At 59.8% G+C, this 26299-nt stretch carries 24 protein-coding genes and 1 pseudogene; 7 read left to right on the top strand and 18 right to left on the bottom strand.

Translation table 11 applies throughout. The features are described 5' to 3' along the window. Window positions 1–243: pseudogene (locus ALP40_RS07440) on the bottom strand (phospholipase); the annotation flags it as partial. Window positions 244–668: 425 nt separating this feature from the next. Here ALP40_RS07440 and ALP40_RS07435 point away from each other — a divergent pair. Continuing rightward, window positions 669–1043: a hypothetical protein gene (locus ALP40_RS07435; protein ID WP_147478299.1), complete on the top strand. Its 375-nt coding sequence runs from the start codon at window positions 669–671 to the stop codon at window positions 1041–1043. 221 nt (window positions 1044–1264) lie between these two features. On the opposite strand, the gene ALP40_RS07430 is transcribed toward ALP40_RS07435, so the two are convergent. The 3 genes from ALP40_RS07430 to ALP40_RS07420 all read right to left on the bottom strand — a co-directional run bounded on the left by ALP40_RS07430 (window position 1265) and on the right by ALP40_RS07420 (window position 3546). Continuing rightward, a complete protein-coding gene (locus ALP40_RS07430) occupies window positions 1265–2269 on the bottom strand; it encodes an NADP-dependent oxidoreductase (protein ID WP_122207659.1) in 1005 nt (334 codons plus the stop codon). A 42-nt stretch (window positions 2270–2311) separates the two neighbouring features. After that, the gene (locus ALP40_RS07425) at window positions 2312–2695 is read right to left on the bottom strand and encodes a hypothetical protein (RefSeq protein ID WP_122207658.1); all 384 of its coding nucleotides are present in this window, start codon (window positions 2693–2695) and stop codon (window positions 2312–2314) included. Between the two features lie 62 nt (window positions 2696–2757). Continuing rightward, on the bottom strand, window positions 2758–3546 hold the full coding sequence (locus tag ALP40_RS07420; RefSeq protein WP_122207657.1) for an SDR family oxidoreductase: 789 nt from the start codon (window positions 3544–3546) through the stop codon (window positions 2758–2760). 163 nt (window positions 3547–3709) lie between these two features. Between ALP40_RS07420 and ALP40_RS07415 the strand changes: the two genes are divergently transcribed. After that, window positions 3710–4306 (top strand): TetR/AcrR family transcriptional regulator, encoded by a 597-nt coding sequence (locus ALP40_RS07415; RefSeq protein ID WP_122207656.1) that lies wholly within the window; start codon window positions 3710–3712, stop codon window positions 4304–4306. On the opposite strand, the gene ALP40_RS07410 is transcribed toward ALP40_RS07415, so the two are convergent. The 4 genes from ALP40_RS07410 to ALP40_RS07395 form a co-directional block, all read right to left on the bottom strand. Further along, window positions 4295–5347 carry a UV damage endonuclease UvsE gene (locus ALP40_RS07410; protein WP_122207655.1) on the bottom strand — a complete coding sequence of 351 codons (1053 nt, stop codon included), beginning with the start codon at window positions 5345–5347 and terminating at the stop codon, window positions 4295–4297. The two genes, ALP40_RS07415 and ALP40_RS07410, sit on opposite strands and share 12 nt — an antisense overlap. 99 nt (window positions 5348–5446) lie before the next feature. Then, window positions 5447–6421 carry a biotin-dependent carboxyltransferase family protein gene (locus tag ALP40_RS07405; protein ID WP_122207654.1) on the bottom strand — a complete coding sequence of 325 codons (975 nt, stop codon included), beginning with the start codon at window positions 6419–6421 and terminating at the stop codon, window positions 5447–5449. Beyond that, window positions 6418–7290, bottom strand: a complete 873-nt coding sequence (locus ALP40_RS07400) for an allophanate hydrolase subunit 1 (protein ID WP_122207653.1) — start codon at window positions 7288–7290, stop codon at window positions 6418–6420. The genes ALP40_RS07405 and ALP40_RS07400 overlap by 4 nt, the downstream gene beginning before the upstream one ends. A gap of 137 nt (window positions 7291–7427) precedes the next feature. Beyond that, window positions 7428–8186, bottom strand: a complete 759-nt coding sequence (locus ALP40_RS07395; protein ID WP_122207652.1) for a 5-oxoprolinase subunit PxpA — start codon at window positions 8184–8186, stop codon at window positions 7428–7430. Between the two features lie 135 nt (window positions 8187–8321). Here ALP40_RS07395 and ALP40_RS07390 point away from each other — a divergent pair, with 135 nt between their 5' ends. Then, window positions 8322–9239 (top strand): LysR family transcriptional regulator, encoded by a 918-nt coding sequence (locus tag ALP40_RS07390; protein ID WP_122207651.1) that lies wholly within the window; start codon window positions 8322–8324, stop codon window positions 9237–9239. Here ALP40_RS07390 and ALP40_RS07385 read toward each other — a convergent pair. Then, a complete protein-coding gene (locus tag ALP40_RS07385) occupies window positions 9236–10162 on the bottom strand; it encodes a LysR family transcriptional regulator (protein ID WP_122207650.1) in 927 nt (308 codons plus the stop codon). The genes ALP40_RS07390 and ALP40_RS07385 overlap by 4 nt on opposite strands. Window positions 10163–10303: 141 nt before the next feature. Between ALP40_RS07385 and ALP40_RS07380 the strand changes: the two genes are divergently transcribed. After that, window positions 10304–10705, top strand: coding sequence for a RidA family protein (locus ALP40_RS07380; RefSeq protein WP_122207649.1), 402 nt, complete (start codon window positions 10304–10306; stop codon window positions 10703–10705). 18 nt (window positions 10706–10723) lie between these two features. Here ALP40_RS07380 and ALP40_RS07375 read toward each other — a convergent pair whose 3' ends face one another. The 5 genes from ALP40_RS07375 to ALP40_RS07355 all read right to left on the bottom strand — a co-directional run bounded on the left by ALP40_RS07375 (window position 10724) and on the right by ALP40_RS07355 (window position 16967). Then, the gene (locus tag ALP40_RS07375; protein WP_122207648.1) at window positions 10724–11086 is read right to left on the bottom strand and encodes a hypothetical protein; all 363 of its coding nucleotides are present in this window, start codon (window positions 11084–11086) and stop codon (window positions 10724–10726) included. A gap of 230 nt (window positions 11087–11316) precedes the next feature. Continuing rightward, window positions 11317–12552 (bottom strand): thiolase family protein, encoded by a 1236-nt coding sequence (locus ALP40_RS07370; protein ID WP_122207647.1) that lies wholly within the window; start codon window positions 12550–12552, stop codon window positions 11317–11319. Beyond that, window positions 12549–14435 (bottom strand): feruloyl-CoA synthase, encoded by a 1887-nt coding sequence (locus ALP40_RS07365; RefSeq protein ID WP_183136014.1) that lies wholly within the window; start codon window positions 14433–14435, stop codon window positions 12549–12551. The genes ALP40_RS07370 and ALP40_RS07365 overlap by 4 nt, the downstream gene beginning before the upstream one ends. 151 nt (window positions 14436–14586) lie before the next feature. Then, window positions 14587–16035: an aldehyde dehydrogenase gene (locus ALP40_RS07360; RefSeq protein ID WP_122207646.1), complete on the bottom strand. Its 1449-nt coding sequence runs from the start codon at window positions 16033–16035 to the stop codon at window positions 14587–14589. 101 nt (window positions 16036–16136) lie between these two features. Then, a complete protein-coding gene (locus ALP40_RS07355) occupies window positions 16137–16967 on the bottom strand; it encodes a p-hydroxycinnamoyl CoA hydratase/lyase (protein WP_122207645.1) in 831 nt (276 codons plus the stop codon). A 214-nt stretch (window positions 16968–17181) separates the two neighbouring features. On the opposite strand from ALP40_RS07355, the gene ALP40_RS07350 reads away from it, so the two are divergent. Beyond that, window positions 17182–17670 (top strand): MarR family winged helix-turn-helix transcriptional regulator, encoded by a 489-nt coding sequence (locus ALP40_RS07350; RefSeq protein ID WP_122207644.1) that lies wholly within the window; start codon window positions 17182–17184, stop codon window positions 17668–17670. A gap of 45 nt (window positions 17671–17715) precedes the next feature. Here ALP40_RS07350 and ALP40_RS07345 read toward each other — a convergent pair whose 3' ends face one another. After that, window positions 17716–19038 carry an OprD family porin gene (locus tag ALP40_RS07345; RefSeq protein ID WP_122207643.1) on the bottom strand — a complete coding sequence of 441 codons (1323 nt, stop codon included), beginning with the start codon at window positions 19036–19038 and terminating at the stop codon, window positions 17716–17718. 328 nt (window positions 19039–19366) lie between these two features. Between ALP40_RS07345 and mhpT the strand changes: the two genes are divergently transcribed. Next, on the top strand, window positions 19367–20575 hold the full coding sequence (gene mhpT, locus ALP40_RS07340) for a 3-(3-hydroxy-phenyl)propionate transporter MhpT (protein ID WP_122207642.1): 1209 nt from the start codon (window positions 19367–19369) through the stop codon (window positions 20573–20575). 299 nt (window positions 20576–20874) lie between these two features. Here the strand turns inward: mhpT and ALP40_RS07335 are convergent, their stop codons facing one another. From ALP40_RS07335 to ALP40_RS07325, 3 genes are all read right to left on the bottom strand, one after another. Next, window positions 20875–21822: a transporter gene (locus tag ALP40_RS07335; protein ID WP_122207641.1), complete on the bottom strand. Its 948-nt coding sequence runs from the start codon at window positions 21820–21822 to the stop codon at window positions 20875–20877. Between the two features lie 86 nt (window positions 21823–21908). Continuing rightward, entirely contained in the window at window positions 21909–22676 is a 768-nt protein-coding gene (locus ALP40_RS07330; RefSeq protein ID WP_122207640.1) for a coniferyl-alcohol dehydrogenase, read from the bottom strand. Window positions 22677–22747: 71 nt separating this feature from the next. Then, window positions 22748–24229: a benzaldehyde dehydrogenase gene (locus tag ALP40_RS07325; protein ID WP_122207639.1), complete on the bottom strand. Its 1482-nt coding sequence runs from the start codon at window positions 24227–24229 to the stop codon at window positions 22748–22750. 278 nt (window positions 24230–24507) lie between these two features. Here ALP40_RS07325 and ALP40_RS07320 point away from each other — a divergent pair, with 278 nt between their 5' ends. Beyond that, window positions 24508–26265: a sigma-54-dependent Fis family transcriptional regulator gene (locus ALP40_RS07320; RefSeq protein WP_122207638.1), complete on the top strand. Its 1758-nt coding sequence runs from the start codon at window positions 24508–24510 to the stop codon at window positions 26263–26265. Window positions 26266–26299: the final 34 nt, after the last annotated feature.

The raw sequence follows: 26299 nt of genomic DNA, 5'->3' as shown, positions 1-26299 counted from the left end.
GAAGTACATGGACGGCTGGAATCCCCAGCAGACAATGTCGACGGTCTTATCGGCCTTGGCAATGGCATCGTAGACGGCCTTGAAGGCTTCTTCACCGTTGACCAGAGGGTGGTAGGTGGCTGGAGCCGGTACGAACTCGGCTTCGTCCACAAACCATTGCAGCACAATACGCGCGCTCATCTTGCAACTGGTGGCCACGGGCACGGTGATCGCGGACTGTTCGGGCTTGAACGACGAGGTCATGGGAGTTCCTTTCCTTCGATTCCATTTGAGGCAGCAGGATAACTGACACCTGTACTCATGTGTTGAAGCAGCAAGTCATTGCGTACCTGGATATCAATAGCTTGAAGCAGAAGCAATATCCGCTACAAATGCGCTGTCAGCTCATCACGATGTCGCTAACCGTTGCACGTCCTTTCTGAAAAGCCGGTAGGAATTAGGCTACAGCCTCACCCAAGAAGAGCGGTTATGACGACTGCCACTTTGACTGACATTGGAAGAAAGGTTCCACACCGCCAAAAACAATAACGGGTTCGGCGGTACATCGGTGAGTGACGCGACCTGAGAACCGTCGGCGAATGAACATGTAACCAAGGTGCTTACTCGCCCTGATGCTGCAATGGCTGTAGCCTTTCACTTCCGCACACGAGCCAAATGCCATCCGCAAAATGAATCAGCCCGACAAACATACGTCGGAAACACATCACCCTCACAGGGGTGTCGAACCCGTTTTCCATCCAGGCGATGAAAATGATCTCGACATGCCCTTCGGCGCTTTTTACCAGAGTCGCTACATCGGCTTCGCATCCATGATCGTCATGGCCATAGGCGCTGCCCTCGCGATTTTCTGTCTACAACTAGAGGGTGGTGGATTCATCTCGGAGAAAGTGCTTGCCGCTGCCGCGTTGCTGATCGCCAACCTTATTTCGACCCTACTCACCGCCATTTATTGGTACATCCGCAGAGGGCCAACATGGCTTACGTTGGTGCTTGGCATTCAGGTAGTTGTCGCGCTAATAACGTTGTTTTCGCCCTTCATTTAATTGGGTGGCAGTGGGTATCGGCATTCAAGCGCAGGTCCGCCACACCTCACTGTTCAAGCATCAAGGGCCGCAAAATAATAGCTGTTTCTGGCTCGGACTTCGTTGCAGATCCGGACGCGAGGGATTGGGGCTTTTCCGGCGTGGCTCTGTCCAGCGACACGGATTCAACGGCTGCCTGCGACTGACAAGCATCTTTTGCGCCCATGCCGCTTTCTTGCGACTCACTTCCTGACTTGCACCACCACTTTGCCCTTGGCCCTGCCCTGCTCCAGATACGCCAGCGCTTCGGCGGTCTGCTCGAACGGAAATGTTCGATCCAGAATCGGCTTGATGACGCCAGCTTCGATCAACCGGGTGATTTCCTGAAGTTGGGAGCCGCTGGCGCGCATGAACACGAAGCTGTATTCCACACCTTGCTTACGGGACTTTTTGCGGATGCCGTAACTCAACAGGCGCATGACCTGCTTGAACACCCAGTTCAGTTTCTGTTCTTCAGCGAGCGTCGGGGTGGGTGGGCCGGAAATGGAAATCAGATGGCCGCCTGGCTTCATCACCTTGAGCGACTTCTCAAGTTCATCCGTACCCAGGCTGTTCAACACCACGTCGTAGCCCTGAAGCAGCGTTTCGAAATGCTGGGTCTTGTAGTCGATCACCACATCGGCACCCAATGCCTTGACCCATTCCACATTGCCGGTGCTGGTCGTTGTGGCGACGAAAGCGCCCAAATGCTTGGCCAATTGAATGGCGACAGTACCGACACCACCGGAACCGGCGTGGATCAGTACGCGCTGGCCTTTTTTCAGCCTCGCGGTTTCCACCAGCACTTGCAAGGCGGTGAGCGCCACCAAAGGAACGGATGCGGCCTGGACCATGTTTAGGTGCGCCGGTTTGAGTGCCAGGCAATCCTCGCGTACGCAGATCAACTCGGCAAAGCTGCCGATGCGCTCTTGCTCGGGACGGGCATACACCTCGTCCCCCGGTTTGAAGCCTGTGACACGGGCGCCCACGGCAACCACGACGCCCGCCAGGTCATTACCGAGGACCAAGGGCAGCTTGTACGGCAGAATGGCCTTGAATTCACCGCTTCTGATCTTGAGGTCCAGCACATTGACGCCCGCAGCATGGACCTGGATCAATACGTCTTTCTCCCCGATACGCGGATCCGGCAACTCGCCGATGCGACCGACTTCCTTCTTTCCGTAACGGTCGATGATGAATGCTTTCATGGGTGTTTAATTCTCGTTGAATACAAAGGGCGTACGGCGGCATCAGTCGGCGCGCGGTTTGTCGCGGTGCTGAACGAACAAAAACGCCAGCGACAACAGCGTTTCCAACGCAACCGCCGCCAGAATCCCCAGATTCGCACGGCCCGAAATCAGTTCGAACACCCCCAGCGCAGCCAGCAGCAGACACGCCGTGACAAAGCCGCTCACCAGCGCCGACCGGACAGCCGATGGCGCTGCGTGTCTGGCCAGAAAGAACATCACCCCAAAGCCCATGTACAACGCAGCAGCGCGGCGACTGACCAGCCCTGTCTCACTGGAAAACCCTACGCCCCAGTTCGCCAGCATCTGCGCAGGCATGAACATCCAGGCAATCGCCAGTAGCCAAAACAAGACGGCACTTAAAACCGCGAGATGACGAAACTTCATGGTGTGTACTCATGCGTAGAGGGTGGGCGATGGGGGTACGGTCAAATCCGGCCAGTCGGTGGTCAGGAAACCGCTTGATAGCGCTGCGCAACTTCGGACTGGCGGATTTCACCGAGCAGTGCCTGACGTGCGGCTTGCAGCGCATCCCAGCGAGCATCGTCACGCAGCGGCGGGATGGTGATCGGTTCGCGGCGGTCAAAGCCCACCAGCGCCGCGTCGACCAGGTCATGCACTTCCATGATGTCCGGCAGGGTATTGATGTCGATACCGGCCCGCTCCCAGATTTCAGTACGGGTTGCGGCAGGCAATACCGCCTGCACGTAGACCCCTTTGTCCGCCAGCTCCAGGCTCATGCCTTGAGACAGGAAAACGACAAATGCCTTGGTCGCGCCATAGACCGTCATGCCGAATTCAGGTGCCAGCCCTACGACCGAAGCAATGTTGACGATCGCGCCCTCGCCTGCCTGCACCAGACGTGGCGCAATGGCGCTGGCCAGTCGAGTCAGAGCGGTGATGTTCAGGGTGATCAACTGATCGACGCTGTGGGTGGTCTGGTCAAGAAAGCCGCCCGTCTGGGCCGCGCCGGCGTTATTGATGAGCACGCCGATACGGGCATCGTCACTTAAACGCTTCTCAAGGACGGCCAGGTCTTCGTTGTGTGTCAGGTCAGCTTGCAGCACTTCCACCGCAACGCCATGTTCTTCGCGCAGACGTGCAGCGAGACTGTCGAGACGTGCTTTGTCGCGGGCCACCAGCACCAGATCGTGACCACGGCTGGCGAAACGCTCGGCGTAAACGGCGCCAATACCGGTGGATGCGCCGGTGACAAGAACAGAAGGAAGCGTAGTCATGTGAGTGCTCTCTCGCAGAAAGGATCATGAAGTGCCCAGGCAGTCTTGCTCAGGACCTGACTTAATGATGATGACCAGCATCTTAATCGTCAACAACTTTAATGATGGACAACATCAATGCTATAGTCCGCCCAATTGGATCGCATAAGCACAGAGGCATCTCATGAGGGTCACCAAAGCGCAGGCGCAAGCGAACCGCGCGCACATCGTTGAAACGGCGTCGGTGCAGTTTCGCGAACACGGTTATGACGGTGTGGGTGTAGCAGACCTGATGGCCGCCGCCGGTTTCACCCACGGCGGGTTCTACAAGCATTTCGGGTCCAAGGCGGACCTCATGGCCGAAGCGGCTGCCTGCAGCATGTCGAAAATCGTGGAGCAGTCGGCAGGCGTAAGCCCTGCCCGTTTCCTTGAGTACTATCTGAGCAGAGAACATCGCGACGATGTGGCGACTGGCTGCACGATGGCAGCACTGGGCGGTGATGCATCGCGTCAGTCGGATGAGGTCAGGAATGTGTTTGCCAATGGCATTGAGCAGTTGCTGACCACCCTCGCGCCCGAAGCCGACGCTCAATCAGAGAGCGATCGGACAGCTTCGCGAGCGGCGCTACTGGACATGCTGGCCCACGCCGTTGGCGCGGTGATGTTGTCGCGCGCCGTCCCAAACGACTCGACGCTGGCAGACGAGATTCTCGACGCCTGCCGGGGGACGATGCTCGCTCAGGCGGCCAAACTGTCTGAAGGTGGCCCGTCAGTAAACTGAGTCAACCTGTCGAGCACGCTCAGGTAGCACGAATTGCTCGTAGAACGCCTGTGAGGCCAGGTTCTTGTCCTTGGCCTCCAGCATGATGTCGAAACGGTCCAGAAACTTCAGCGCGTACTCGTTGGTCCAGCGGTTCCACATTTGTGCGCTGTGGGCATACAGCTCGCGCTTGGGGACGACCTTCAACAGCTCATCCATTTCCAGCTTCTGCTCGGCGCTGAATCCCAGTGCCTGCAAACGTTCCTGAGGTTGCGAGTAGTGCATGGTGGGCCTGACGCCGCGCCAACTGTCGATGACCCGCTGAACACGTACCGAATCCGGCGAGATGTAATCGTTCTCGTTGACCCAGCAATGATGAATGTCCAGCACCACAGGCGCCAGATCGGCCAGCCCGAGACAATCGTCGACGCCGTAGGTCCGCTCTTCGTTCTCGAAGGTGATGCAATTGCGCGCCACTTCGGACAACCGTGGCCAGAGTGCGCGAATGCCCTCGCCTCCCCGTGCGCCTGCGATGTGTACGTTGCATTTGAAATCCTGGAACCGCTGGCCGTAACCCATCATGCGGATCATGTCTGCGTGGTATTCGAATTCCGCCAGACTGTTTTCAACCACTGCCGGTTTGTCCGAGCCCAGCACGCAATATTGTCCCGGATGAAATGACAGCCGGATGTCTGAAGCTCTGGCCAGCTCGCCAATGGCCGCGAAACCCAGCTCGGTCTGCTGCTTGATGGCCGGTTCCTGATAAAACGCCGCGACTTTCGGATGGCTGTAGAACGGCAAAAGGTCGCTGCCCAGACGCACCATGCGTAGGGTCGGCGGCAACGCAGCCACATATGCCAGCAAACGCAATTGCGCGGCCAGATTATGGGTAATCACTTCAAGGAGCCGGTCGCGGGCGACCTGCGGCGCGACGCTGTCCATCCAGCGCAACGTGGTGGTGCGCGGGTTGAGTGCGCCTTCGATGATCTTTAACTGACTGGCCGACATGTCACGCTCGGGGTGCCGATACATGCATGCGAAACCGATTCGGGGATGAGTCATGGAACGTCCTGGTGCTGATGATGGCTACAGTGTCGGTGTAGACAGCGCTCGGCCCAGGTCATCCCATGCGTTTACCCCCTTCCCCGGCGCGACGTCGCCTCAGGCTGAAAACAGCCTGCTCAGGCACGCCAGTTTTTTCTTGTACGACTTGCGCGCCTGCAAGGCTTCTTCCAGCGTCACTGCAATGAAGCGCGCATGCTGATTGGGCTGCATCTGGCCGATCAGGTCGAGGTCGGCGCTGATCACGGTGCCAATCATCGCGTAGCCGCCGCCGGACACCGCATCGCGGTGCAGCACGATGGGCTCAAGCCCGGCCGGGACCTGGATCGAGCCGATCGGGTAGCAACTGTCGACGATATTCGACGGATCCGATCCCGCACCGAACGGCTGCTCGCGGGGCTGGAACGTCAGCGCCTTGCCACCCTTGAAGCGATAGCCGATCCGGTCCGCCTCAGAACCGACGGTCCAGGAATCCGAGAAGAAGCTGGTGGCGGCGTACTCGGTCAGGCGTTCGTAATACAGCCCTGGGACTACGCGCAGATACACCTCGCCCCCCAGAGACTGACGCAACGCCATCGGCAGGCTGGCGCCAGCACGACCTTTTCCGCTGGGCACACCGAGGGGCAATTGGTCATCGACGGCCAGACGCCGCCCTTCAAAACCGCCCAGGGCGCCCAGGGTATAAGTCGAGCGACTGCCCAGCACCAATGGCACGTCGATGCCGCCTGCTACGGCCAGATAAGCGCGAGCCCCGTCCTTCGGGAAGTCAAAGCGCAACACCTGACCTGCTGTCACCTCGAACGCGGTGTCGTGGTGCATGTCTTTGCCATCGACCCTCGGCGTCATGTGCGCGCCACATACAGCTACCAATGCATCGCACTGAAATTCCAGCTCCGGTCCCACCAGGGTGCATTCAAGACCGGCAGCGCCCGGTGGGTTGCCGACCAGTTGGTTGGCGGCGCTCAGTGCATATTGGTCGAGCGCTCCGGACGGCGGGATGCCCAGGTGGTAATAACCTTCGCGGCCAAGGTCCTGAACCGATGTGGCCAGGCCCGGCTTGAGCACCTTGATCATGCCAGCACCTCCTGCAATGAAGCCGGATAACCGGCAGGATCAGCCAGAAAACGGTCCAGTGAGAACTCCACTGGCCGGATACGCAGATCGAAATGCCCTGCGTCCACATCAGCCACTGCCTGGTCATAGGCTTGGCGGTCGATGGGTTTGAACTGGACGATATCGCCCGGCCTGAAAAACACCATGTGCTCTTTCAGGTAGGTCAGTTGCTGTTGCGGATCGTAGATCGGGGCCGGCGTGACGCCGAACATTTGATAGCCACCGGCGCCACGCACCGAATAGATACAGCCAAAGCAGCCGCCGTGACCCAGGGTCAGCTTGGGCGTGTCGGTGCGTGGACGCAGGTACTTGGGAACCTGCAACTGGCGCTCGCGCTCGACCATCTGGAACATGAAGGGTAAACCGGCGACGAAGCCCACCATCGAAACGAACCAGGGCGCACCGCTGTGAGCGGCGATGAACGCGTCGACATCGGCCAGGTTATTGATCCGCGCCGCGTACTCCAGGTCCGTTGAATTCGGGTCCTGATGGCGGTCACGAAAGCGCATCAGCGTTTCATGGGTCCAGGGGTCGTTGTAGAGCACCGGAATTTCGATGATGCGGGTCTGCAGTGTGCGCTCAGCGACCGCACCGGCTTCTGCTTCTCTGACGGCTTCAAGCAAGGCGTGGGGCGCAATCCGGTCCGGGTCGAAGCGGATCTGGAACGAGGCGTTGGCCAGGCAAACGTCCAGCACGCCATCCAGTTCCAATCGTTCAACGGCGCGGGTCACCGCCATGCCTTTGAAAAAGGCCTCCAGCGACATGCTTTCGCTGACTTCGGCAAACAGGTGCTCATCGGCACCGAAACTGTAGCGAATCGGAGCATTCATACCCTGCTCCCGATATGGCATCCGGCCTGATTGGCGTGGTAATCGACCATGTCTGTCCCTCTTGGAATAGTTGGAGAACGGCAGGCAATCGACAGCAAATGCACTCGGGTCTCTGCGTACCCGATATGCGTCCAGGTTCAGTTGGGCGCTTTGACCTCTATACCCGCGTTGTCCAGCGCGCTGCGCGTGGCTTCGGCCAGATCCAGTGCGCCGGGAGTGTCGCTGTGCAGGCAGATGGAGTCGAATTCGATCGCCATATCTTCATCTTCGACCGTGCGCACCACGCCTTCCTGACAGGCACGCAGCACCCTGGCTGCGACTTTCCCGGGGTCGTAAGCCTGAACGTTTCGTGTGAAGACAATCGAGCCGCTGAGGTCGTAGGCCCGGTCGGCATAGAACTCACGAATGACCGGCTGCCCCAGTTCCTGTGCAACCTTGCAGATAACCGAACCCGGCATGCAATACAACAGCAGTTCCGGCTCGACGCGTTGCAGGTTCTCGACCAGCAGGCGAGCGGCTTCTTCGTCACGGGCCAAGTGCATGTAGAGCGCGCCGTGGGGCTTGAAATGTTGCAGCTTGACGCCCTGAGCACGTGCAATTTCACGCAGCGCCCCGAGCTGATACAGCATGTCGTCGACCAGTTCCTGAGCCGGTGCCTGAATGTGGCGGCGACCAAAGCCTACGAGGTCGTGAAACCCTGGATGCGCGCCGACCGCAACGCCCAGGCGCTTGGCTTGTTCGACCGTGCGGCGCATCGTGCCGGGGTCGCCCGCGTGAAAGCCGGTGGCAACGTTGGCCGAGCTGATGAACCTCATGAGTTCGGCATCCACACCGTCGCCAATGGTCCAGGCACCGAAGCTTTCACCCATGTCCGAATTGAAATCGACTCTGCGCATGTCGCACCCTCCTGACAGGTGATCTGAATTGCGATGTCACCCGGACAACGTTAGATTCGCACCAACCCCTTGGGTAGATCTATTAACAGATAACCCATTATCTATAAATCAGATAGCCCGACCGACGGATAAGCCATGTCCCTGACCCTTCGCCAGATTCGCTATTTCGTCGCTACCGCAGAGATCGGGCAGATATCACAGGCTGCGATTCACCTGAACATTTCGCAATCTGCGGTGACCACGGCGATCAAGGAGCTGGAACACATTGTGGGCAGCCTGTTGTTTCAACGCTCGGCCCAAGGCATGACCCTGACCGATGCAGGACGGCACTTTCTCAACCGCGCCTACGTGATACTGCGTAGCGTCGACGATGCCCTGAACAGCCCGTTACCTGATGTGCGAGCCAGCGGGGTGTTGCGACTGGCCGCCAGCTACACCGTCATTGGCTACTTCCTGCCCCACCATCTCCAGCGGCTGGAGCATTGGCACCCGGACGTCTCGATCCAGGTGCATGAACAGGAGCGCCAGTCCATTGAACAGGGGTTGCTGGAGGGTTGCTTCGACATGGCGGTGGTGCTCACGGAAAACATCACCCACCCGGATATTGTGTCGGAAACGCTGTTCAACTCGGAGCGACGCCTGTGGCTGCCCAGCCATCATCCGCTGTGCCAGCGCGATGTCGTCAGCCTCGCCGACGTCGCCAAAGAGCCGTACATCCTGCTGACCGTCGATGAAGCCGAACAGAGCGCCATGCGCTACTGGCAAATGGCGCACCAGACACCCAACGTGCGGGTCCGCACCAGTTCGGTCGAGGCGGTGCGCAGCATGGTCGCCAATGGCAGCGGCGTGGCGATCCTTTCGGACCTGGTACACCGTCCTTGGTCGCTGGAAGGCAAACGCATCGAAACCATGACTCTGACCGACAAGGTCACTGCGATGAGTGTGGGCCTTGCCTGGCATCGTGAACGCCACTTCAGCCCCGCGATGCAGGCGTTTCGTCAGTATTTCCACGATGCTTTTCTGGCCCCGCAACAACTGTCGGCGCGTCGTTAAGGTCGCTCACGTATTCTGAGCGGCGCATGTTCGGCGAGCAGTTCGGCGACCCAGTCGATGAACGCCCGAACCTTGACGCTGACATTCCGATTGGGCGGAAACGCCACGTACATCGGCATCGAATCCATTTGCCAGTCTTCGAACAGCCTCACCAGACCACCGCTGGCCAAGTGAGGCCTGGCCATGTAATCAGGAAGCCAGAGGACGCCCATGCCCGCAAGTCCGGCAGCCAGATAGGCATTGCCATCGTCCACTGCCAGTACGTAACGGCCGTGAACATGCAGGCTCTCTTCGCCACGGCGCATGGCATACGGCAACGCCTTGCCAGTACGCGCCCACAGATAGCCGACGATACGGTGATGCGAGTTCTCAAGGTCCTGCGGATGGGCTGGCGTTCCCATTCGCTGCACATAACCAGGAGTGGCGTAAACGCCCAGCAGCAGATCCCCGACCCGTCGCGCGATCAGGGACTGATCGGTGATTTCGCCGCCGCGTAATACACAGTCCACGTTCTCGCGCACCAGATCGACGACGCGGTCGCTGGCGCCCATGTCGATCTGGATGTCAGGGTAACGCGCATGGAAGTCAGGCAACGCCGGCATCAGCAAGAGGCTGGCAAACGGGCTGGGCACATCGACCCGCAATCTGCCTCGGGGCAACGCGGCCGCACCAGACAGGCTGGTTTCGGCGTCGTCCATATCGGCCAGCAACCTGACCACACGCTCGTAATACACCGCACCGTCAGCGGTCACGTTGACCTTGCGGGTGGTGCGGTTGAGCAACTTGACCCGCAAACGTGCCTCCAACTGTTGCACCAGTTGCGTCACACTGGTCTTGCTCATGTGCAGAGTGCCTGCGGCCTTGGTGAAACTGCCGGTTTCCACCACTCGTGCAAACGCCTGCATCGCATCGAACCGATCCATCTTCGCTCCGTGTCCACGCCGGATTGTTTGCGATCAGCAAACAGTGATACCTACAGTTGCGCGTTTATCCGGTCAGCACAAGCACCTAAAGTCGATCCATCGTTAACGACCGGTCATTGCGACCTTCCGATGGAGACAACCATGACACAGCGAGACGTAGTATTTCCGGCAGGCCGCCAGGCCCTTTACGAACGCAACCGCTATTCGCCAGCGGTGCGCACCAACGGTCTTCTGTTTGTTTCAGGCCAGGTCGGTAGCCGCGAAGACGGCTCACCCGAACCAGACCTGGAAAAACAGGTTCAGCTCGCCTTTCGCAACCTGAATGCAATTCTGCAGGCAGCCGGTTGCACATTCGATGATGTACAAGACGTCACACTGTTCATCGTCAATCCGGACACCAGGTTCGAGTACATCTGGAACACCGTCGTGCCGCAGTTCTGGGGACAGGCGCCCTACCCGACCGTCACCGCGGTTGGCGTCACCTGGCTTTACGGTTTTGAGTTTGAAATCAAGGTCATTGCGAGATTGCCCGAGGGCCAATAAGAGCTATCAACGGCTGGCCTAGCGCTGGCCGCCTTTTCGATAGCCACGAATCGGCACGACACGGTGGTGGTCGTCAGGCACCGACGGATCCTCGAAACGGCTGAAAAACTCGCCGGATATCACGTCATCCAGGAACTGTTTCTGATCGTCCGTCGCACGCTGCACGGGTGAGTGTCCGCTGGCTTCAGCCCCGCTCAGCAAGACGGCCCGGCGCTCGATTGCCACAGTGATGAACGCCCTTCTTTCTTCATCCGACAGGGCCGTCAGGTGATCACACTGCCCCTCCAGCATCCGGACAGCCAGATCCTGCTCAAGCTGATCCTCTTCCGCGAACATCAGATGCCAGATGAAATCGAAGGAAAGTTCGGCGAGGGTGCGCATGGTCAGGCAATCGTGGCTTATAGAACGGTGAGCGTCGCGGTTCGGCACGGTTTGGTCAAGCTATAAAAAAGTATGACAAACGACATCATCACACCGTTTCAAAATCGTTGATCTGCGTCAATATTCAGTAGCGTTTTACACACTTTCATCTTGCTATTGGGCTGCTTCGGACGGGAACTTCGGACGGGAGGCGTCTCGCTACGAGCCACCTGTCAGCCAGGCGCAGGTGCTTACTCATGAAACGCAGGATTCTCGATCAGCAGCGCCATGCCCTGCCCACCTCCAACGCACGCCGCAGCAATGCCATAGCGTAGATTCCGGTCGCGCAACTGGCGAGCCAGGGTCATGACCAGCCGCAGGCCGGTCGCGGCCAACGGATGCCCTAGACCAAGTGAGCCGCCTCGCACATTCAATCGCTCAATGTCGAGTTCGAGCGTCCGGGCAACCGCCAACACTTGGGCTGCCTGCGCTTCGTTGATTTCGACGCGTCCGATCTCCTCCAGGCTCAACCCGCTGCGCTGTAACAGCAGCTGGATGGCCGGAGCTGGACCGATGCCCATGCATTCGGGCGCAACCCCCACCACCGAGCTGGCCAACAGATGCGCCAGCACCGGACGGCCCGCTTCCGATGCCTTGCCCACCAGCGCCGCCGCAGCGCCGTCGACCACTGCACAGCTGTTGCCAGCGGTCTGCACGCCGTTGGCATGGATGGCGCGTAGCCGCGACAGCGCCGCCAATTGGGTGGGACGGGGATGGCTGTCTTGCGACACGCTGTCCACGCCACGCGGCAGCTGGATCGTTCTGGGCTGATACCCGTGCAGCTCAAACTGCTCTCGCGTCACGGCCACGATTTCCGGAGCGAGCCACCCCGAGGCCTGAGCCTGCAGCACGCGTTGATGACTCAGTAAGGCGTAACTGTCCGCCTCTTCACGGCTCAACCCATGCTCACGGGCGAGATGATCGGCAGTGGCAATCATGTCCATGTCCGGGGCCGGGTCGTACAGCGCTTCCCAGAGAAAGTCCTTGAACTGCACACCGGCACCCAGACGAAATCCGTCGCGATGGGTATACGCTGCAATGGGGTTGCGCGACATCGATTCAGCCGCCACGCACAACGCCAATTGCCCGCCTGATTCCACATGCCGGGCCGCCTGACGAAGCAGCTCAAAGCCAGTGGCGCAAATACGCTGCACGCCAAGCGCAGGAACGCTGTACGCCACGCCGCTGTACAGACCGATGTGCCTGGGCAGTAGATAAGCGTCGAAACTGGCCTGCGCCATTGAGCCGGCCAGCACGGTGTCGACATTGGCAGCATCGACCCCGGCACGCGACACCACTTCCCGGCCTACCTTGATCCCCAGGTCGATAGGCGATACCTGCGCCAGTGCGCCGCCAAGATCGACCCACGGCGTGCGCACTGACTCGATGATGGCGACGTCATTGAACGCCGAGTACTGCCCATTCATTTCAAGGGACCGGCACGGATGACGTCCGGGTTCTCGCCGCGATAAAGCGCCTCGACTGTCGCTGCGCGCCATTGCAGAACGGCGCGCTGGTTGATCGAGCCCTTGTCGGTGATTTCACCTCGGTCAATCGACGCGGGCTCCGTGAGCAAAACGATCCACTCCAGGCGACTGGCATTACCGCTGGCATTACGATTCAGGCGAGCCAGCCAGTCCGTAAACCATTGGCGCACCGGGGCGCTGGCCAAGACCTCAGCATCGCTGGCGTCGGCCTTCAGCCCTGCCAGTTGCCGACAGTCATGCACCCGCGGGAAAACCAGCGCGCCCAGGCATTCGCGATCCGGCGCAGCGATCACCACGTCCTGTACATAGGGCGAACCATCCAGCACCGCACGATTGCGCATCGGGCCGACGCTGACGAACACGCCGGACGACAGCTTGAAGTCTTCAGCCAGTCGGCCATCGAACATCAAACCCAGCTCAGGCGCTGCAGGGTCAGCGAGCTTGATCGCATCACCGGAGCAATAGAACCCGTCTTCATCGAACACCTCGGCGGTCTGCTGCGGCGAGCGCCAGTAGCCTGGCATGATGTGCGGTCCTCGAAACCGACCTTCCAGCTTGCCGTCCACCGGCACCAGGCGCACTTCGCAGCCCGGTGCAGGCAGGCCGATGTAACCGGCCATCGACAATGGCCCAGTGGTGAAGGTGCAGGAAGGCGCGGCTTCGGTCATGCCCAGCCCGGCCATCATGCGGATACGCTCGCCACAGTGCTGCTCGGCCACGCGGTCAAGCCGGTCCCAAATGCTTTGCGAGAGGCCGGCCGCGGCGAAGAAGAACAGCTTCATGCGTGTGAAAAATCGGGCCCGCAGATCGGCGTCCTGTTCCAGCGCGTTGACCAGTTCCTCCCAACCTTTGGGCACGGTGAGGTAGGCCGTGGGCGAGATCTCCTTGAGGTTACGCAGGGTTTCGGCAAAGCCCTGGGCGGTGGGCTTGCCGTTATCCAGATAAAACGTTCCGCCGTTGTACAGCACGATCCCCACGTTATGGCTGCCACCAAAGGTGTGGTTCCACGGCAGCCAGTCCACCAGCACTGGCGGCTCTTCCCCGAACACCGGAAAGGTCTGCAACAGCATCTGCTGGTTGGCACACAGCATGCGCTGGGTTGTGACCACCGCCTTGGGTAGCTTGGTAGAGCCGGAGGTAAACAGGAATTTGGCGATGGTGTCCGGCCCGGTTGAGTCGAACGCGGCCTCGGCCTCGGCACCGCCAGGCTGTTCGAGCAGCGTGTCGAAACGAATCTGGCGGCGGCCATCGAGTTGGCCGCGCACCGTCATGATCGGCGTGTCGGCGGGAATCACCGCATCAATGGCGCGCTGGAAAGGTGCAGCGTCACTGACAAACACCAGACCCGGCTGCAGCACTTCGCAGACATGGCGCAGCTTGGCAAAATCCTGGGACAGCACCGAATAGGCTGGTGATACCGGGCAGTAAGGAATACCGGCGTACATGGCACCCAGTGCGATCTGCAGATGTTCGATATCGTTGCCTGAGAGCAGCGCGAGGGGCTTTTCGGCCGACAGATCGTACTTGAGCAGGCCTTGTGCGATGGCGCGCACGCTGTCCAGCATGTCGGCGTAACTGACGGTGCGCCAACCGCCCAGGTTATCGCGGGCGGCCAGAAAGGTCTGTTGCGGGCGAACCTCGGCCCAATGCACAAGCCGCTCGAGCAACCGTCTCGGCAATTCGGCCAGCGGCTCCAGTGCGCGCATGTGAAGGATGCCCTTTTCCTCGCGCACTTCAACGGCGGGATGGCCAATGCTCACCTGGCGGTAGCGAGGCGGTTTGATTTCGGGGTGCGGCGTTGAGGATTCTGGTTCGGAACTCACGAGCGTCTCTCCGTCAAGGCACGCGGCCACCGAACCGCACACGGCGGTTCGTGATGAGCGTGGCAGCGGCTGGCTGCGGCCTTGTTATTGTTATGACTGGCTTGTCACCGCAGCGCCCTGACTGAGGACGACCGGGTGGACGTGAACAGCGTCAGATCGGGTAATGCCGTGGACCGTTCTGCAACGTCACCCAGCGCAACTGGGTGAAGTGCTCAATTGATGTCTTGCCACCAAAACTGCCATAACCACTGGACTTGACCCCGCCAAACGGCATCTGCGCTTCGTCCTGAACGGTGGGCCCGTTGATGTGACAAATGCCCGACTCGACTCGCTGTGCCAATGCCAGCGCGCGGCTGGTATCACGGCTGAAGATGGCCGCCGAGAGGCCGAACTCTGAATCGTTGGCCAGGCGCAGCAGTTCCTCGTCGCCGTCGCCCCGAATCAATACCGCGACAGGCCCGAAGGACTCTTCGCGATACAGGCGCATGCTGTCGGTCACCCCGTCCAGCAAGGTGGGTTGCAGAATGCTGCCTTGCAGTTGCCCGCCTGCGATCAGCGTCGCGCCCAGATCGAGCGCGTCATCGATCAACGCCTTGATCCGCGTTCCCGCGCCGACATCCACCAGCGAACCCAGTACCGACGTGCTGTCGTCGGGATTGCCTGCACGCAGCGTTTCGATCTTGGCCGCCAGTTTGGCAACGAACACATCCGCCACTTTCCGATCAACGATCAGACGCTCTGTGGACAGGCAGATCTGGCCCTGATTGAAATAGGCCCCGAAAGCCGCTGCTTCGACCGCAGCGTCCAGATCGGCGTCATCGAGCACCAAAAAGGGTGCCTTACCGCCCAGTTCCAGCAATGCAGGTTTCAGATGGCGAGCCGAGAGCTCACCAACGATGCGCCCCACGTGAGTGGAGCCGGTGAAATTGACCCGACGTACGGCGGGATTGGCAATCAGCCGCTCGACAATCGCCGGAGCATCGGCCGGTGCGTTACTGATTACATTGACCACGCCATCGCCCAACCCGGCATCCTGCAACACCTGGCCGATCAGGCGATGCACGGCGGGGCTCAGTTCTGACGCCTTGAGCACCACCGTATTGCCGCACGCCAGCGGCATGGCGATGGCACGTGTGGCCAGAATCACGGGCGCGTTCCAGGGCGCAATGCCCAGTACCACGCCGCACGGCTGGCGCAGAGCCATAGCGAAATTGCCGGGTACATTGGAAGGAATGATCTCGCCGGTGATCTGAGTGGTCATCGACGCCGCTTCGCGCAGCATGTTGGCCGCCAACTGCACATTGAAGCCGTACCAATTGGCCATCGCCCCGGTTTCGCCAGCAGCAGCAATAAATTCGGCCATACGCGCCTGCAACTGCTCGGCCGCCTGCATCAGACGCGCACGGCGCTCACCCGGCGCCATCGCAGCCCAGGCGGGAAACGCCGCCTGAGCTGCGGCAACCGCCGCGTCTGCGTCTTCAAGGGTTGCTGCGGCGACACGGGACACGACTTCGCCCGTCACCGGATTGCGACGTTCAAACGTACGTCCATCGCGCGCGGGGCACGACTGGCCGCCAATCAACAGGGGCACGTCCAGCATGGTGATTCCTCTTTAGTTATCTTTGTCGGGAATACAGCTCAGCGTTCATACACAGTAACGGTGTCAGGCCATCCGGCATAGCCAGCCATGCCGGTGGTGAGTCAACGCTTGTAGGCCTGCAGCCCCGGCTTGATGCTCTTGTCGTCCAGGAACTGCTTCATCCCCTGCTCCCGCCCGCCTTCCTTGTCCAGCAGACGCGATTGATCAAGCTTGGCGTAGAGGTAATCCTCATTCTGCTCCCAGGTCAGCTCGCGGCAACGCTTGAAGCCGTGCTTGGCGGCGCGCAGCACAACCGGATTCTTTTCCAGCAGGTTGAGGGCCAGATCGATGGTCACCTGACGCAGTTGCGCCAATGGCACGCTTTCGTTGACGAGCCCCATTTCCGCCGCCTTACGGCCATCGAAGGTCTTGCCGGTCATGATGTAGTACAGCGACTGACGGTGGCCTACGGTGTCGGCCATCGCTTTGCTCACCAGGTTGCCCGGCGGAATGCCCCAGTTGATTTCCGAAAGACCGAAGGTTGCTTCGTCGGCGCAAATGGCCAGATCACACGCGACCAATGGGCTGAAACCGCCACCGAAACACCAGCCATTGACCATCGCGATGGTCGGTTTGGCGTACATGCGCAGCAGTTTCCATTGCCACTGGGACGCTTCGCGGCGGATTTTCTCTTGAAGGATTTCCGGGCCTGCATCCACTTCGCGGAAATACTCCTTGAGGTCCATGCCGGCCGTCCAGGCTTCACCGGCACCGGTCAAGACCAGCACGCCCGCCTCAGGGTCCTGTTCGAGTGTTTCCAGCACATCGACCATCTCCCGGTTCAGCGTCGGGCTCATCGCGTTGCGCTTTTCCGGGCGGTTGAGAATCACCCAGGCGATGCCTTGCTCGATCTCGACCTTTACCGTTGACCAGCGGCCTTCGTAAGTGCTCATGGCAGTGCTCTCTTGTTATTGACTGGAAGATGAGCCAAACCTAAACCGCAAAACTAGTTATGTCAATTAACTGTTATTAATATTAATTAACATTTTTAGCACTCCATTCGGATATGCTGGTCACATTCCTGAATGCCGATAGCCTTCATTCGAGAACACCGGCACACTGCCATGCCTTCACCTTACCCATCACCCTAAAGGACTGGATTTTTCAATGGCCAAGCCATCCGACATCGCCACCCTCTGCCCAACTCAGGCACAGGCTACCGACGCGTCGCTGCCCATGGACTCCGCACTGGACGATCTGATTGGTTACGCCATGCGTCGGGCACAACTCAAACTGTTTCAAAATCTCATCGCACGCCTGTCGACCCATGATCTGCGTCCCGCACAATTTTCGGCGCTGGCGATCATTGAGAAGAACCCTGGCCTCATGCAGGCGGATCTGGCCAAGGCCTTGGCCATCGAGCCACCACAGGTGGTGCCGCTGCTGAACAAACTGGAAAGCCGTGCACTGGCAGTCCGCCTGCGGTGCAAACCGGACAAACGGTCGTACGGGATTTTCCTCAGCAAGACCGGCGAAACCCTGCTCAAAGAGCTGAAACAGATCGCTGCTGAAAGCGACCTGGATTCCACGTCAGCCTTGAACGGCCAGGAACGCGAGGAGTTGCTGCGCCTGTTGAAGAAGGTCTATCAAGCCTGATGCGCACGCGTCGACGACTCGCCTGAATCGTCGGCGCTGTTTCGATCACCAGAGTGGCACCGCGTACTGGACCACGAAGCGGGTCTGGTTTTCATCGCGAAACGCAGCACTGGCCGGAAAATCGTTGCGGTAGATCGACTTTCTCGCCAGCAGGCTGATGTTCTTCAAAGGTCCGCTCTGGATCACATAGCCCAGCTCCATCTGGAACTCACGCTCTGTGCGATCGTCCGCGTTCAAGGCGGCTAACTCGATGTTGTCGCCACGCACGTAACGAAGGCGGCTGCGCAAGCCGACGATGCCCACGGCAGTAAAATCGTAATCGTAGATGGCTTGCCAGGTGTGTTCCTTGGCGTTGAGAAAGTCCGAACTCATGGTCAATTCACTCAACCCCATCAATTCGGTGCCAGACAAGTAAGGCGTCGCCGTGTCGCCACTGGAATGCATGTAGCCCAGACTCACGCTGTGACCACCCCACTTGTAGCCCACCAGCGCCGACAGGTTCTGGTTATCGACTTCGCCCGCCTTGGCCCTGCCCGTGTCCTGGCTGAAGAAGCTGCGCAGATCCGTGGTCAGCAGACCATTGCCCAACGGCAGTTGATGGAGCAAGGCCAGCGTGTTTTGAGTGTACAGATCGTCCACTTCGGCATGGTAAGCGCGCAGGCTGAGATGCGTGTTCACCTGATAATCGCCACCGGCGTATGCCATATGCGAGGCGGTGGCGGCACCGTTGAAGCGCCTGTTGGGCGAGGCGATGGCAAGCGCCTGATAGTCGGTTGAATCACGCTTGTTCACCCGGTCGATGTACCCCGCGTTGAACGTCAGGCCGTCCAGTTCCTTTGAGGAAAGCGTGGTGCCCCGAAAGGTCTGCGGCAGCAGACGGGATGGACTGGCAAACGCGAAGGGCAGAAAGATCGAAACATCGCCGGTTTTGATCGTGGTCTGGCTGAAACGCATCTTGCCGGTCAGCGCCAGTCGTGAATAGTCATCGGCCGCCCGACCGGTGCTGGCCGATACCGGAAGCAGCTCGGTGCCGCTTCGGTCTGGCGCAGAGTCGAGCTTTACACCGACCAACCCCCGCGCATCCAGACCGAAGCCCAGCTTGCCGGGGGTGAAACCGGACTCCACGTTCATCATGAAGCCCTGTGCCCATTCTCGGGCGGCGGTCTTGGCACCGTCGTCCTTGTAGTCGCGGTCCAGATAATAGTTACGCAACGTCAAGGTGCCGTGGCTATCGTCCCGCAGCCCCTCGGCCAGCAGTGGCGTCGGCACCAGACTGATGCCCAACAGCCCCAGCGCGACATTGCGTGTTGCCCCGAAACACGGTGAAGCAGGTCCCGCCCTCTCGGCATCCCTGGAAAGTGTTGGCATGTTCGATGTCCACTTATTGTTGTTGTTTTTTGACGTCGGCCGTTCGCTTCAAGCAGAGGCCGCAGCACAGAATTGAGATATCTGACGATGAACGTCAATCCAGAATGGCCGATAATCGAACGTTAAATCAGTTAACTACTTTACGATCACATGGATAACAGGAACGTAATTCTTTGTATTTAAACGTTTAAATCGATAATTTCAGCCACATCCGTTCACGCATTCTATTTTTAGTTATTTTTGTTACCTTAATCCTCACTGATGCACTGCGGCCCAAGGTGCAGGCGTCAGGCTGCTGACCACAACAAAAACAACAGTGAGGCTTGCCATGAATAACTCGTTGCGTCGTTCGACGCTGACCATCGTCTTGTGTTTTATCGTTGCGCTCATCGAAGGCTTCGACTTGCAGGCCGCGGGCACTGCCGCTGCGGGCCTGCGCAAGACCTTTGCCCTGGACCCGAAGATGATGGGATGGGTGTTCAGCGCCGGCATCATCGGCTTGCTGCCGGGCGCTTTTTTCGGTGGCTGGATTGCCGACCGAATCGGCCGCAAGAAAATCCTGGTCAGCGCCGTGCTGCTGTTTGGCGTGTTCTCCCTGGCAACCGCTTACGTCGAAACCTTTTACGGACTGTTGACGGTGCGTTTCATGACCGGGTTGGGCCTGGGTGCCGCCCTGCCCAACCTCATTGCACTGTGCGCCGAAGCGGTGGGCGAGCGTCATCGTGGGGTCGCGATCAGCGTGATGTATTCCGGCGTCCCGCTGGGTGGAGCGCTGGCGGCGGTGGTGGCGATGTTCACAAGTGAGCATTGGCAGACCACGTTCATCATCGGCGGTCTGGCCCCCTTGGTCGTCGTGCCGTTGATGATAACGCTGCTGCCCGAATCCAATGCGTTTCGCCGACAGACCGCGACAGCGCAGGTGCGTCATTCCACAGCCGATGCGCTGTTTAGTGAAGGCCGGGGGCGCACGACGCTGGCGTTGTGGCTGGGCTACTTTTTCACCCTGACCGTGATGTACATGCTGCTCAACTGGCTGCCATCGCTATTGATCGCACAGGGTTTCAGTAAACCTCAGGCCGGGATGGTGCAAATGCTGTTCAACATCGGCGGCGCACTGGGATCGTTGCTGGGTGGCGTACTGCTGGATCGTTGTGACGGCGTCAAAGTCGTGCTGTTCGTGTACGCAGGTTTGCTCGCAGCGCTGGCCGGCGTCGGCTTATCGGTCGGGATAGTGCCGATGGCAATCGCCGGATTCGCCGCCGGTGTATTCGTCATGGCCGCGCAGTTGGTGCTGTATGCGCTGGCCCCGCCGTCGTACCCGACTGCAGTACGGGCAACCGGCGTCGGCGCTGCCGTTGCAATCGGCCGATTGGGTTCCGTCGCAGGCCCGCTGGCGGCGGGTCAACTGCTGGGGGCTGGAGCTGGCACGGCGGGTGTGCTGCTGGCGACATCTCCGGGGCTGGTGATTGCCGCGCTTGCAGCGATGACCGTGCTGTCCCGCTCGGCAGGCGTTGCAAAGGTCAAGACGGCAACCTGATGGCCGACGCCGACAGTTGCTATACCGCCTACAAAACCGCATTACCGGCACGCCGCCTCCCACAAAGGGCGCTTATTCAACAGATGACGTGTCGTCTGGATCAAAACCGGCTGATGATCATACCCATCGCTCTGCGTGGGCACGCTCCCCCTCCCCTGACACTCCACGTATCAACTGGCGCTGGCTCTCGATCCCGAGAGCCAGGCGCTGGGCGTAAGGTCACCGTTGTAACCTTACGCCGCAATCGTCGGCGCTCCCGCTAGCGTGTTGGAAAAGCGCGCTCTGCCAACACAGCCCCCCTACAACTTATGCAGGAAATTCAGCACCACCTTGTTCCCTTCCGTTCGGTTTTCAGCGCCTTGTTCGAAGTAGCTGTTGACCGTCAACACGTTTTCCTTGTTGAACGCGTACAGGAATCCCGGCCCGATGGCCCAGACTTTTTCCTTACGTCCACTGACGTCATGCCCGTCCACTTGGGTGTCGGTGAACTGCTTGAGCCAGTAGCCATTCAGGCCCACTGACAACTGCTCGCTGACGGCGTATTGCAATGTCAGGTTGGCGTGCAATGCCTGGCCGGCCTGAGTATCGGAGGCGTTGCCAAAGCCCGCCTGCGGGTCGTCGTTCTTACCGTTCCACAAGTACATGAAGCGTCCGCTGGCCGACCACTTGGGTGAAAACCAGTAGGTTGCGGCGTAGTACGGGTTGAAAGACCAGAAATTGCTTCCGGGGTTGATCGAACGATTGCGGTCATACGAGCCCACTGGAATGGCAATGTCTGCCTCGACACGCTGGGTCAACAGCGGACTTCCATCGGCATTCGATATCGTGGGCAGTTGCAGAAACGGACCTATGATCAAATCCCCAAACCCTGCCCGTGAACTGAGGGCCGAGTTGCCAAGGCCGTCATCCACATCAACGTGAGCCAGAGAGGTGTTGATGGCCGTGATGCCCGGCATTGCGCCGTTGGCCAACGGGGGGGCGACGTAAATGAGCTGGGTGGTCAGCGCCAGCACTTCGACTTCCTGTTTGGGCAACTGAAGTTTGTCGCCATTGACGTCGTTGAAGCGATCGGCCTTGGCGAAGTTCATGTACTCCTCCAGATACCAGCCAGGCCCTGCGGGCGCGGGAGAGCCGTCATAGAAACTGGTATTGCCCAGGTTAAGGCCGGGCAAGTCGTAAGCGTGGGCGTTAATGGAAAGGCCGACCAATGATGCGGCCACGACGGTACGCAAGACAGACTTCTGCATCTTGAAATTCCTTTGGCTTTTTATTGTTGTTCTTTCAAAGCCCCGACCTCACGGCTGTGTGATCGGGGTGTATCAACCGAGTCCGTTCAAACGTAAGTAGCTGCCAGCCCTCCATCGACCGGCAAGTTGACACCGTTGATCCAGCGCGAAGCGTCGGAGCACAGGAATGCGATCACTTCGGCAACTTCGTCCGCCTGCGCGGGGCGCGTCATTCGAGCGCCGTCACTGGCGACGCGCGCCTCGCCCAGCATGCTGACGAAATCACCCAGAATGGGCGTGAACACCGGGCCCGGCGCCACGCAGTTGATGCGTATCGACTGATCACGAAACAGCGCCTGGGATTGCTGGAATGTCCAGACAATCAGCGCTTCCTTGAAGTATTGGTAGCAGGTGTCCTGCGCAACCGGATTGGCTGCCAGCCACTCCAGCCCCTCGTGATAGCCGTCCGTCGCGGACAGGGCCTTGTGCAACTCAAGACGCTCAGGCCATTGCGCGCCAAGAACGGAAGCCACATTGACGATGCTCCCTGCGGGGGCGATCCGAGGTATCACACGCTGGGTGAGGTGACGCAACCCCAGATAATTGACCCTGGCTACCATCTCGGTCGGCGCAGTGCCGGGCACGCCGGCAATATTGCACAACGCGTCGATCTGCCTGGGCAGTTGTTCGACCAGCGCATTGATGCTGTCGGGATCCCCCAGATCGGCCTTGAAAAAGCGGTTCACGGTCAGTTGCGGTTCATGACGATCGACGCCAATGACGGTGGCACCTTGAAAGCGCGCCAGTCTCGCCAATTCGGCACCGATGCCGGAAGAAACACCGGTGACCACCACGGTCTTGTTATTCAGGTTCATAGTCGTGCGCTCTTCTTATTGTGGGTTGACGCCTGCATTGTTCAGCGTGTCGGTATTCACGTTACCGGTACTCAGAACGGATAAACCGGGGGCTGGTTCTTGACCGTGACCCACTGCCACTGCGAGTACTCATCCCAGTCGGACGGGCTGCCTACGCTACCACCATTGCCCGAGGCGCCGCGCCCGCTGAATGAGTTGATGCATTCATCGGCCACGGTTTGATCGTTGATGTGCAGCAAACCGCAGTTGAGACGGTCGCCGATGGCCATCGCGCGCCCCACGTCTGGCGAGATGACTGCCGCTGCCAAGCCGTATTCGCTGCGATTGGCCAGCTCGATCGCCTCTTCATCCGTGGCGAATGTCGCGATCACTGCGACCGGCCCGAACACTTCTTCCTCAAAGACCCGCATGCCGGGTTTCACGTTACTCAGTACGGTGGGGCGATAAAACAGGCCGTCGTACTCACCCCCGGTTTCAAGCTGCGCGCCAGCCTCGATACTTTCGCTGACCAGCGCATGCACATGCTGCACCTGACGCGCGTTAATGAGCGGCCCCAGTGCCGCTTCGCCGCGCGCCGCATTACCGACAGTCAGTGCGCGCGCCTTGTCGGCCAGCTTGCGCGTCAATGCAGGCGCAATGGACTCATGCACCAGAATCAGCCCCGTGGCCATGCAGATCTGCCCTTGATGCAGCCAGGCTCCGAACGCTGCGTTGCTGGCGGCCAGGTCCAGATCGGCATCTTCAAGGATGATCAGCGGGTTTTTGCCGCCCAGCTCCAGCGACACCTTCTTGAGGTTGCGCCCTGCGGTCTCCCCCACCTTGCGCCCTGCTGCGGTGGAACCGGTGAAGGTGATCATGTGCACATTGCGATCACTGCACAGTGCTTCACCCGCGTCCGCAGCGCCGGGCAGTACGTGCAGCAGACCTTTGGGCAAACCGGCTTGTTCGAACAGGCGGGCGATCAGAAAGCCGCCGCTGACCGGGGTCTGTGGATCGGGCTTGAGTACCACCGCGTTGCCCGCCGCCAATGCTGGAGCGACCGTGCGCAGCGACAGCACCAGTGGAAAGTTGAACGGTGAAATCATGCCGATCACGCCATGCGGCACGCGCCGCGCATAGGACATTCGCCCCGCTGCACTGGGTAGCATGACGCCGTGGCCGTGGGCCTGGGACAGCATACCGGCGGCCTGTCGCAGCAGCACGATGGCTTCACGCACCTCGTGCTCGCCTTTGTGCAGGCTGCCACCGGTTTCCCGAGCGACGTACAACGACAACTCGTCGAACGAGCAGACTGCCACGTCGGCGGCCAACAGAAAGATTTCCGCCTTCTCACGAGGCCCCATTGCGGCCCATGCGGGTTGGGCCAGCGATGCTTCGCGACAGGCTACGGCGATGTCGGCGGGGTTCGCCATTGCGGCATGCATCAGCAGCTCACCGGTGGCCGGCTCGATGACAGCGCGCAAGGGGGCTGATGAAGGTATCCAGTTGCCATTGAAAATGCAGTTGGCAACGACTGCGGGCTGCAACAGAGAAACAGGCTCAGACACTGACATAGTGAAACTCCGGCTTTTATGGTTGTAATCGCTGCGCCCTGGACGGGTTCGCATGCGCCGTACTCACTCCAGAGCAAGCGCTGTGCCGTGTCTGCCATCATGCTGTCATGTTTTTTCGAAACCGCTCTGCCTCGGGCATCATCGGCCTGTTCTTTCAGTGATCCCGATCACATCCGAATGAATGCATAGTATGGCGGGCTTGTTCATTTGATTAAGTTATGTTTAATAACTATCTCATCGCTTCATCATTTCGATCACTGCTGGCCCGGGGCATAACAATGACCAATCCTCATCGCCACGTTCATGAACACGCACCTGCAACAGAACGCTTCGCCCCCAGAGGCGACAGCGCTCAATCGAACGCCAGCCAGTCCCCCACGGCCGAAGAACTGACGGGATGCCTGTTCTTTTCGCCCGATGACGGCCGTATCTGGCTCAACGATCAGCGCATGCTCCTGCTGCACAGCTCGTCTTTCGGCACCCTGCGCCGCGAAATAATCGAACGTCTGGGCCTTGAGCAGGCACGCGGCATGTTCACCCGCGCCGGTTACCTGTCCGGCGCACGCGATGCCAGGCTGATCCGCGAACGCTGGCCGCATGCCGATGCCACGGCCGTTTTCCGTGCCGGTACACACCTGCACACGCTGGAGGGCATGGCCAAGGTCGAGCCGCTGCATTTCAAGTTCGATGCCGAGTCCGGGTTTTACGAGGGCGAATTCCTCTGGCATCACTCCTGCGAAGCCGATGAGCACCTCGCCTCCTACGGTGTCGGTCAGGACCCGGTGTGCTGGACGGAAGTCGGCTATGCCATCGGTTTCGTCAGCGGCCTGTTCGGCCAACTGGTGATCTTTCGCGAGGTGGAGTGCCGCGGCATGGGGCACGGTGCGTGCCGGGTGGTTGGTAAAACGGCCGAGCAGTGGGGCGATGTCGAGCGTGACCTTGGCTACCTGAGTGTCGTTTCGCCTACCGCTCCCCTCCATCAGCCGCCAGCATCAACTGCCCCCTATCAGCCTGGCACGCCTGCCGGGACAGAGCACCCGCTGATTGGTGCCAGTGCAGCGTTCAATGCTGCAAGCCAGGCGCTTCAGCGCGTCGCGATGACCCCGGCCACGGTTCTGATCAGTGGCGAATCCGGCGTGGGTAAAGAGATGTTTGCGCGTCAGTTGCATCAGCTCAGTCGTCACCGGGACGGGCCTTTCGTGGCCCTCAACTGCGCGGCCATCCCGGACAATCTGATCGAAGCCGAGCTGTTCGGCGTCGAACGCGGTGCTTACACAGGCGCCACCCATTCACGTCCCGGGCGCTTCGAACGCGCCAACGGCGGCACCCTGTTTCTCGATGAGATCACCTGCCTGAGCCTGGCCGGACAGAGCAAGCTGTTGCGCGCCCTCCAGGAACGGGAAATAGAACGCGTAGGCGGCGGGCATGGCATCAAGGTCAATGTCCGGGTCGTTGCGGCGACCAACATCGATTTGCGCGAGGCCGTGGCGCGGGGTGATTTTCGTGAAGACCTGTTCTATCGTCTGAACGTCTACCCGATCGCCCTGCCCCCGCTTCGCCAGCGTAGGGATGACGTGCCACTGTTGATCAACGCGTTTCTCAAGCGGTTTTGTGCCGACTATGAGCGAACCCCGGCGGGGTTGACGATGCGCGCCTTGAAAACCCTGTTGCGCTATGACTTTCCGGGCAACGTGCGCGAACTGCAAAACCTGATCGAGCGCGGCCTGATTGCCAGCGAAGACGGCCAGCCTATCGACCTGATGCACATCTTCCGTAATGAGCCGCTGCCAGAGGAGTCGTATTCGCTGAATCATCAGGGAGCTTTGTCGCTGGGCTCGCAGGCTGAACAAACGCCCGTGCCTACGCTGCTGGACACGCTGAGTCAGGCTGAGGGGTTTTCCATCGACGACCTTGAACAGCGTCTGATCAATGAGGCCATAGGCAAAAGTCAGGGCAACCTGGCCGCTGCGTCACGACTGTTGGGGCTCAGCCGTGCGCAGTTTGCCTACAGACTCAAAAAGCATCGAGGGGAGTGAAGACAGGCGCGAGACGTCGCAGGTCACTGCGAAA

It is taken from the genome of Pseudomonas viridiflava (assembly GCF_003702045.1).
GTDB classification, from domain to species: Bacteria; Pseudomonadota; Gammaproteobacteria; order Pseudomonadales; family Pseudomonadaceae; genus Aquipseudomonas; species Aquipseudomonas viridiflava_C.
The sequence above is the reverse complement of the archived record's forward strand: the minus strand, read 5'-3'. Positions and strand labels throughout refer to the sequence as shown.

Bases quoted from the DNA above. Each gene is read 5' to 3' on its own strand.
- ALP40_RS07370 (WP_122207647.1), bottom strand. From the start codon at position 12,552: ATGAATGGGCAGTACTCGGCGTTCAATGACGTCGCCATCATCGAGTCA.
- ALP40_RS07385 (WP_122207650.1), bottom strand. From the start codon at position 10,162: ATGGATCGGTTCGATGCGATGCAGGCGTTTGCACGAGTGGTGGAAACC.
- ALP40_RS07355 (WP_122207645.1), bottom strand. From the start codon at position 16,967: ATGAGCACTTACGAAGGCCGCTGGTCAACGGTAAAGGTCGAGATCGAG.
- ALP40_RS07420 (WP_122207657.1), bottom strand. From the start codon at position 3,546: ATGACTACGCTTCCTTCTGTTCTTGTCACCGGCGCATCCACCGGTATT.
- ALP40_RS07345 (WP_122207643.1), bottom strand. From the start codon at position 19,038: ATGCCAACACTTTCCAGGGATGCCGAGAGGGCGGGACCTGCTTCACCG.
- ALP40_RS07395 (WP_122207652.1), bottom strand. From the start codon at position 8,186: ATGCGCAGAGTCGATTTCAATTCGGACATGGGTGAAAGCTTCGGTGCC.
- ALP40_RS07320 (WP_122207638.1), top strand. From the start codon at position 24,508: ATGACCAATCCTCATCGCCACGTTCATGAACACGCACCTGCAACAGAA.
- mhpT (WP_122207642.1), top strand. From the start codon at position 19,367: ATGAATAACTCGTTGCGTCGTTCGACGCTGACCATCGTCTTGTGTTTT.
- ALP40_RS07380 (WP_122207649.1), top strand. From the start codon at position 10,304: ATGACACAGCGAGACGTAGTATTTCCGGCAGGCCGCCAGGCCCTTTAC.
- ALP40_RS07360 (WP_122207646.1), bottom strand. From the start codon at position 16,035: ATGCTGGACGTGCCCCTGTTGATTGGCGGCCAGTCGTGCCCCGCGCGC.
- ALP40_RS07330 (WP_122207640.1), bottom strand. From the start codon at position 22,676: ATGAACCTGAATAACAAGACCGTGGTGGTCACCGGTGTTTCTTCCGGC.
- ALP40_RS07400 (WP_122207653.1), bottom strand. From the start codon at position 7,290: ATGAATGCTCCGATTCGCTACAGTTTCGGTGCCGATGAGCACCTGTTT.
- ALP40_RS07335 (WP_122207641.1), bottom strand. From the start codon at position 21,822: ATGCAGAAGTCTGTCTTGCGTACCGTCGTGGCCGCATCATTGGTCGGC.
- ALP40_RS07350 (WP_122207644.1), top strand. From the start codon at position 17,182: ATGGCCAAGCCATCCGACATCGCCACCCTCTGCCCAACTCAGGCACAG.
- ALP40_RS07425 (WP_122207658.1), bottom strand. From the start codon at position 2,695: ATGAAGTTTCGTCATCTCGCGGTTTTAAGTGCCGTCTTGTTTTGGCTA.
- ALP40_RS07325 (WP_122207639.1), bottom strand. From the start codon at position 24,229: ATGTCAGTGTCTGAGCCTGTTTCTCTGTTGCAGCCCGCAGTCGTTGCC.
- ALP40_RS07415 (WP_122207656.1), top strand. From the start codon at position 3,710: ATGAGGGTCACCAAAGCGCAGGCGCAAGCGAACCGCGCGCACATCGTT.
- ALP40_RS07375 (WP_122207648.1), bottom strand. From the start codon at position 11,086: ATGCGCACCCTCGCCGAACTTTCCTTCGATTTCATCTGGCATCTGATG.
- ALP40_RS07430 (WP_122207659.1), bottom strand. From the start codon at position 2,269: ATGAAAGCATTCATCATCGACCGTTACGGAAAGAAGGAAGTCGGTCGC.
- ALP40_RS07435 (WP_147478299.1), top strand. From the start codon at position 669: ATGAATCAGCCCGACAAACATACGTCGGAAACACATCACCCTCACAGG.
- ALP40_RS07410 (WP_122207655.1), bottom strand. From the start codon at position 5,347: ATGACTCATCCCCGAATCGGTTTCGCATGCATGTATCGGCACCCCGAG.
- ALP40_RS07390 (WP_122207651.1), top strand. From the start codon at position 8,322: ATGTCCCTGACCCTTCGCCAGATTCGCTATTTCGTCGCTACCGCAGAG.
- ALP40_RS07405 (WP_122207654.1), bottom strand. From the start codon at position 6,421: ATGATCAAGGTGCTCAAGCCGGGCCTGGCCACATCGGTTCAGGACCTT.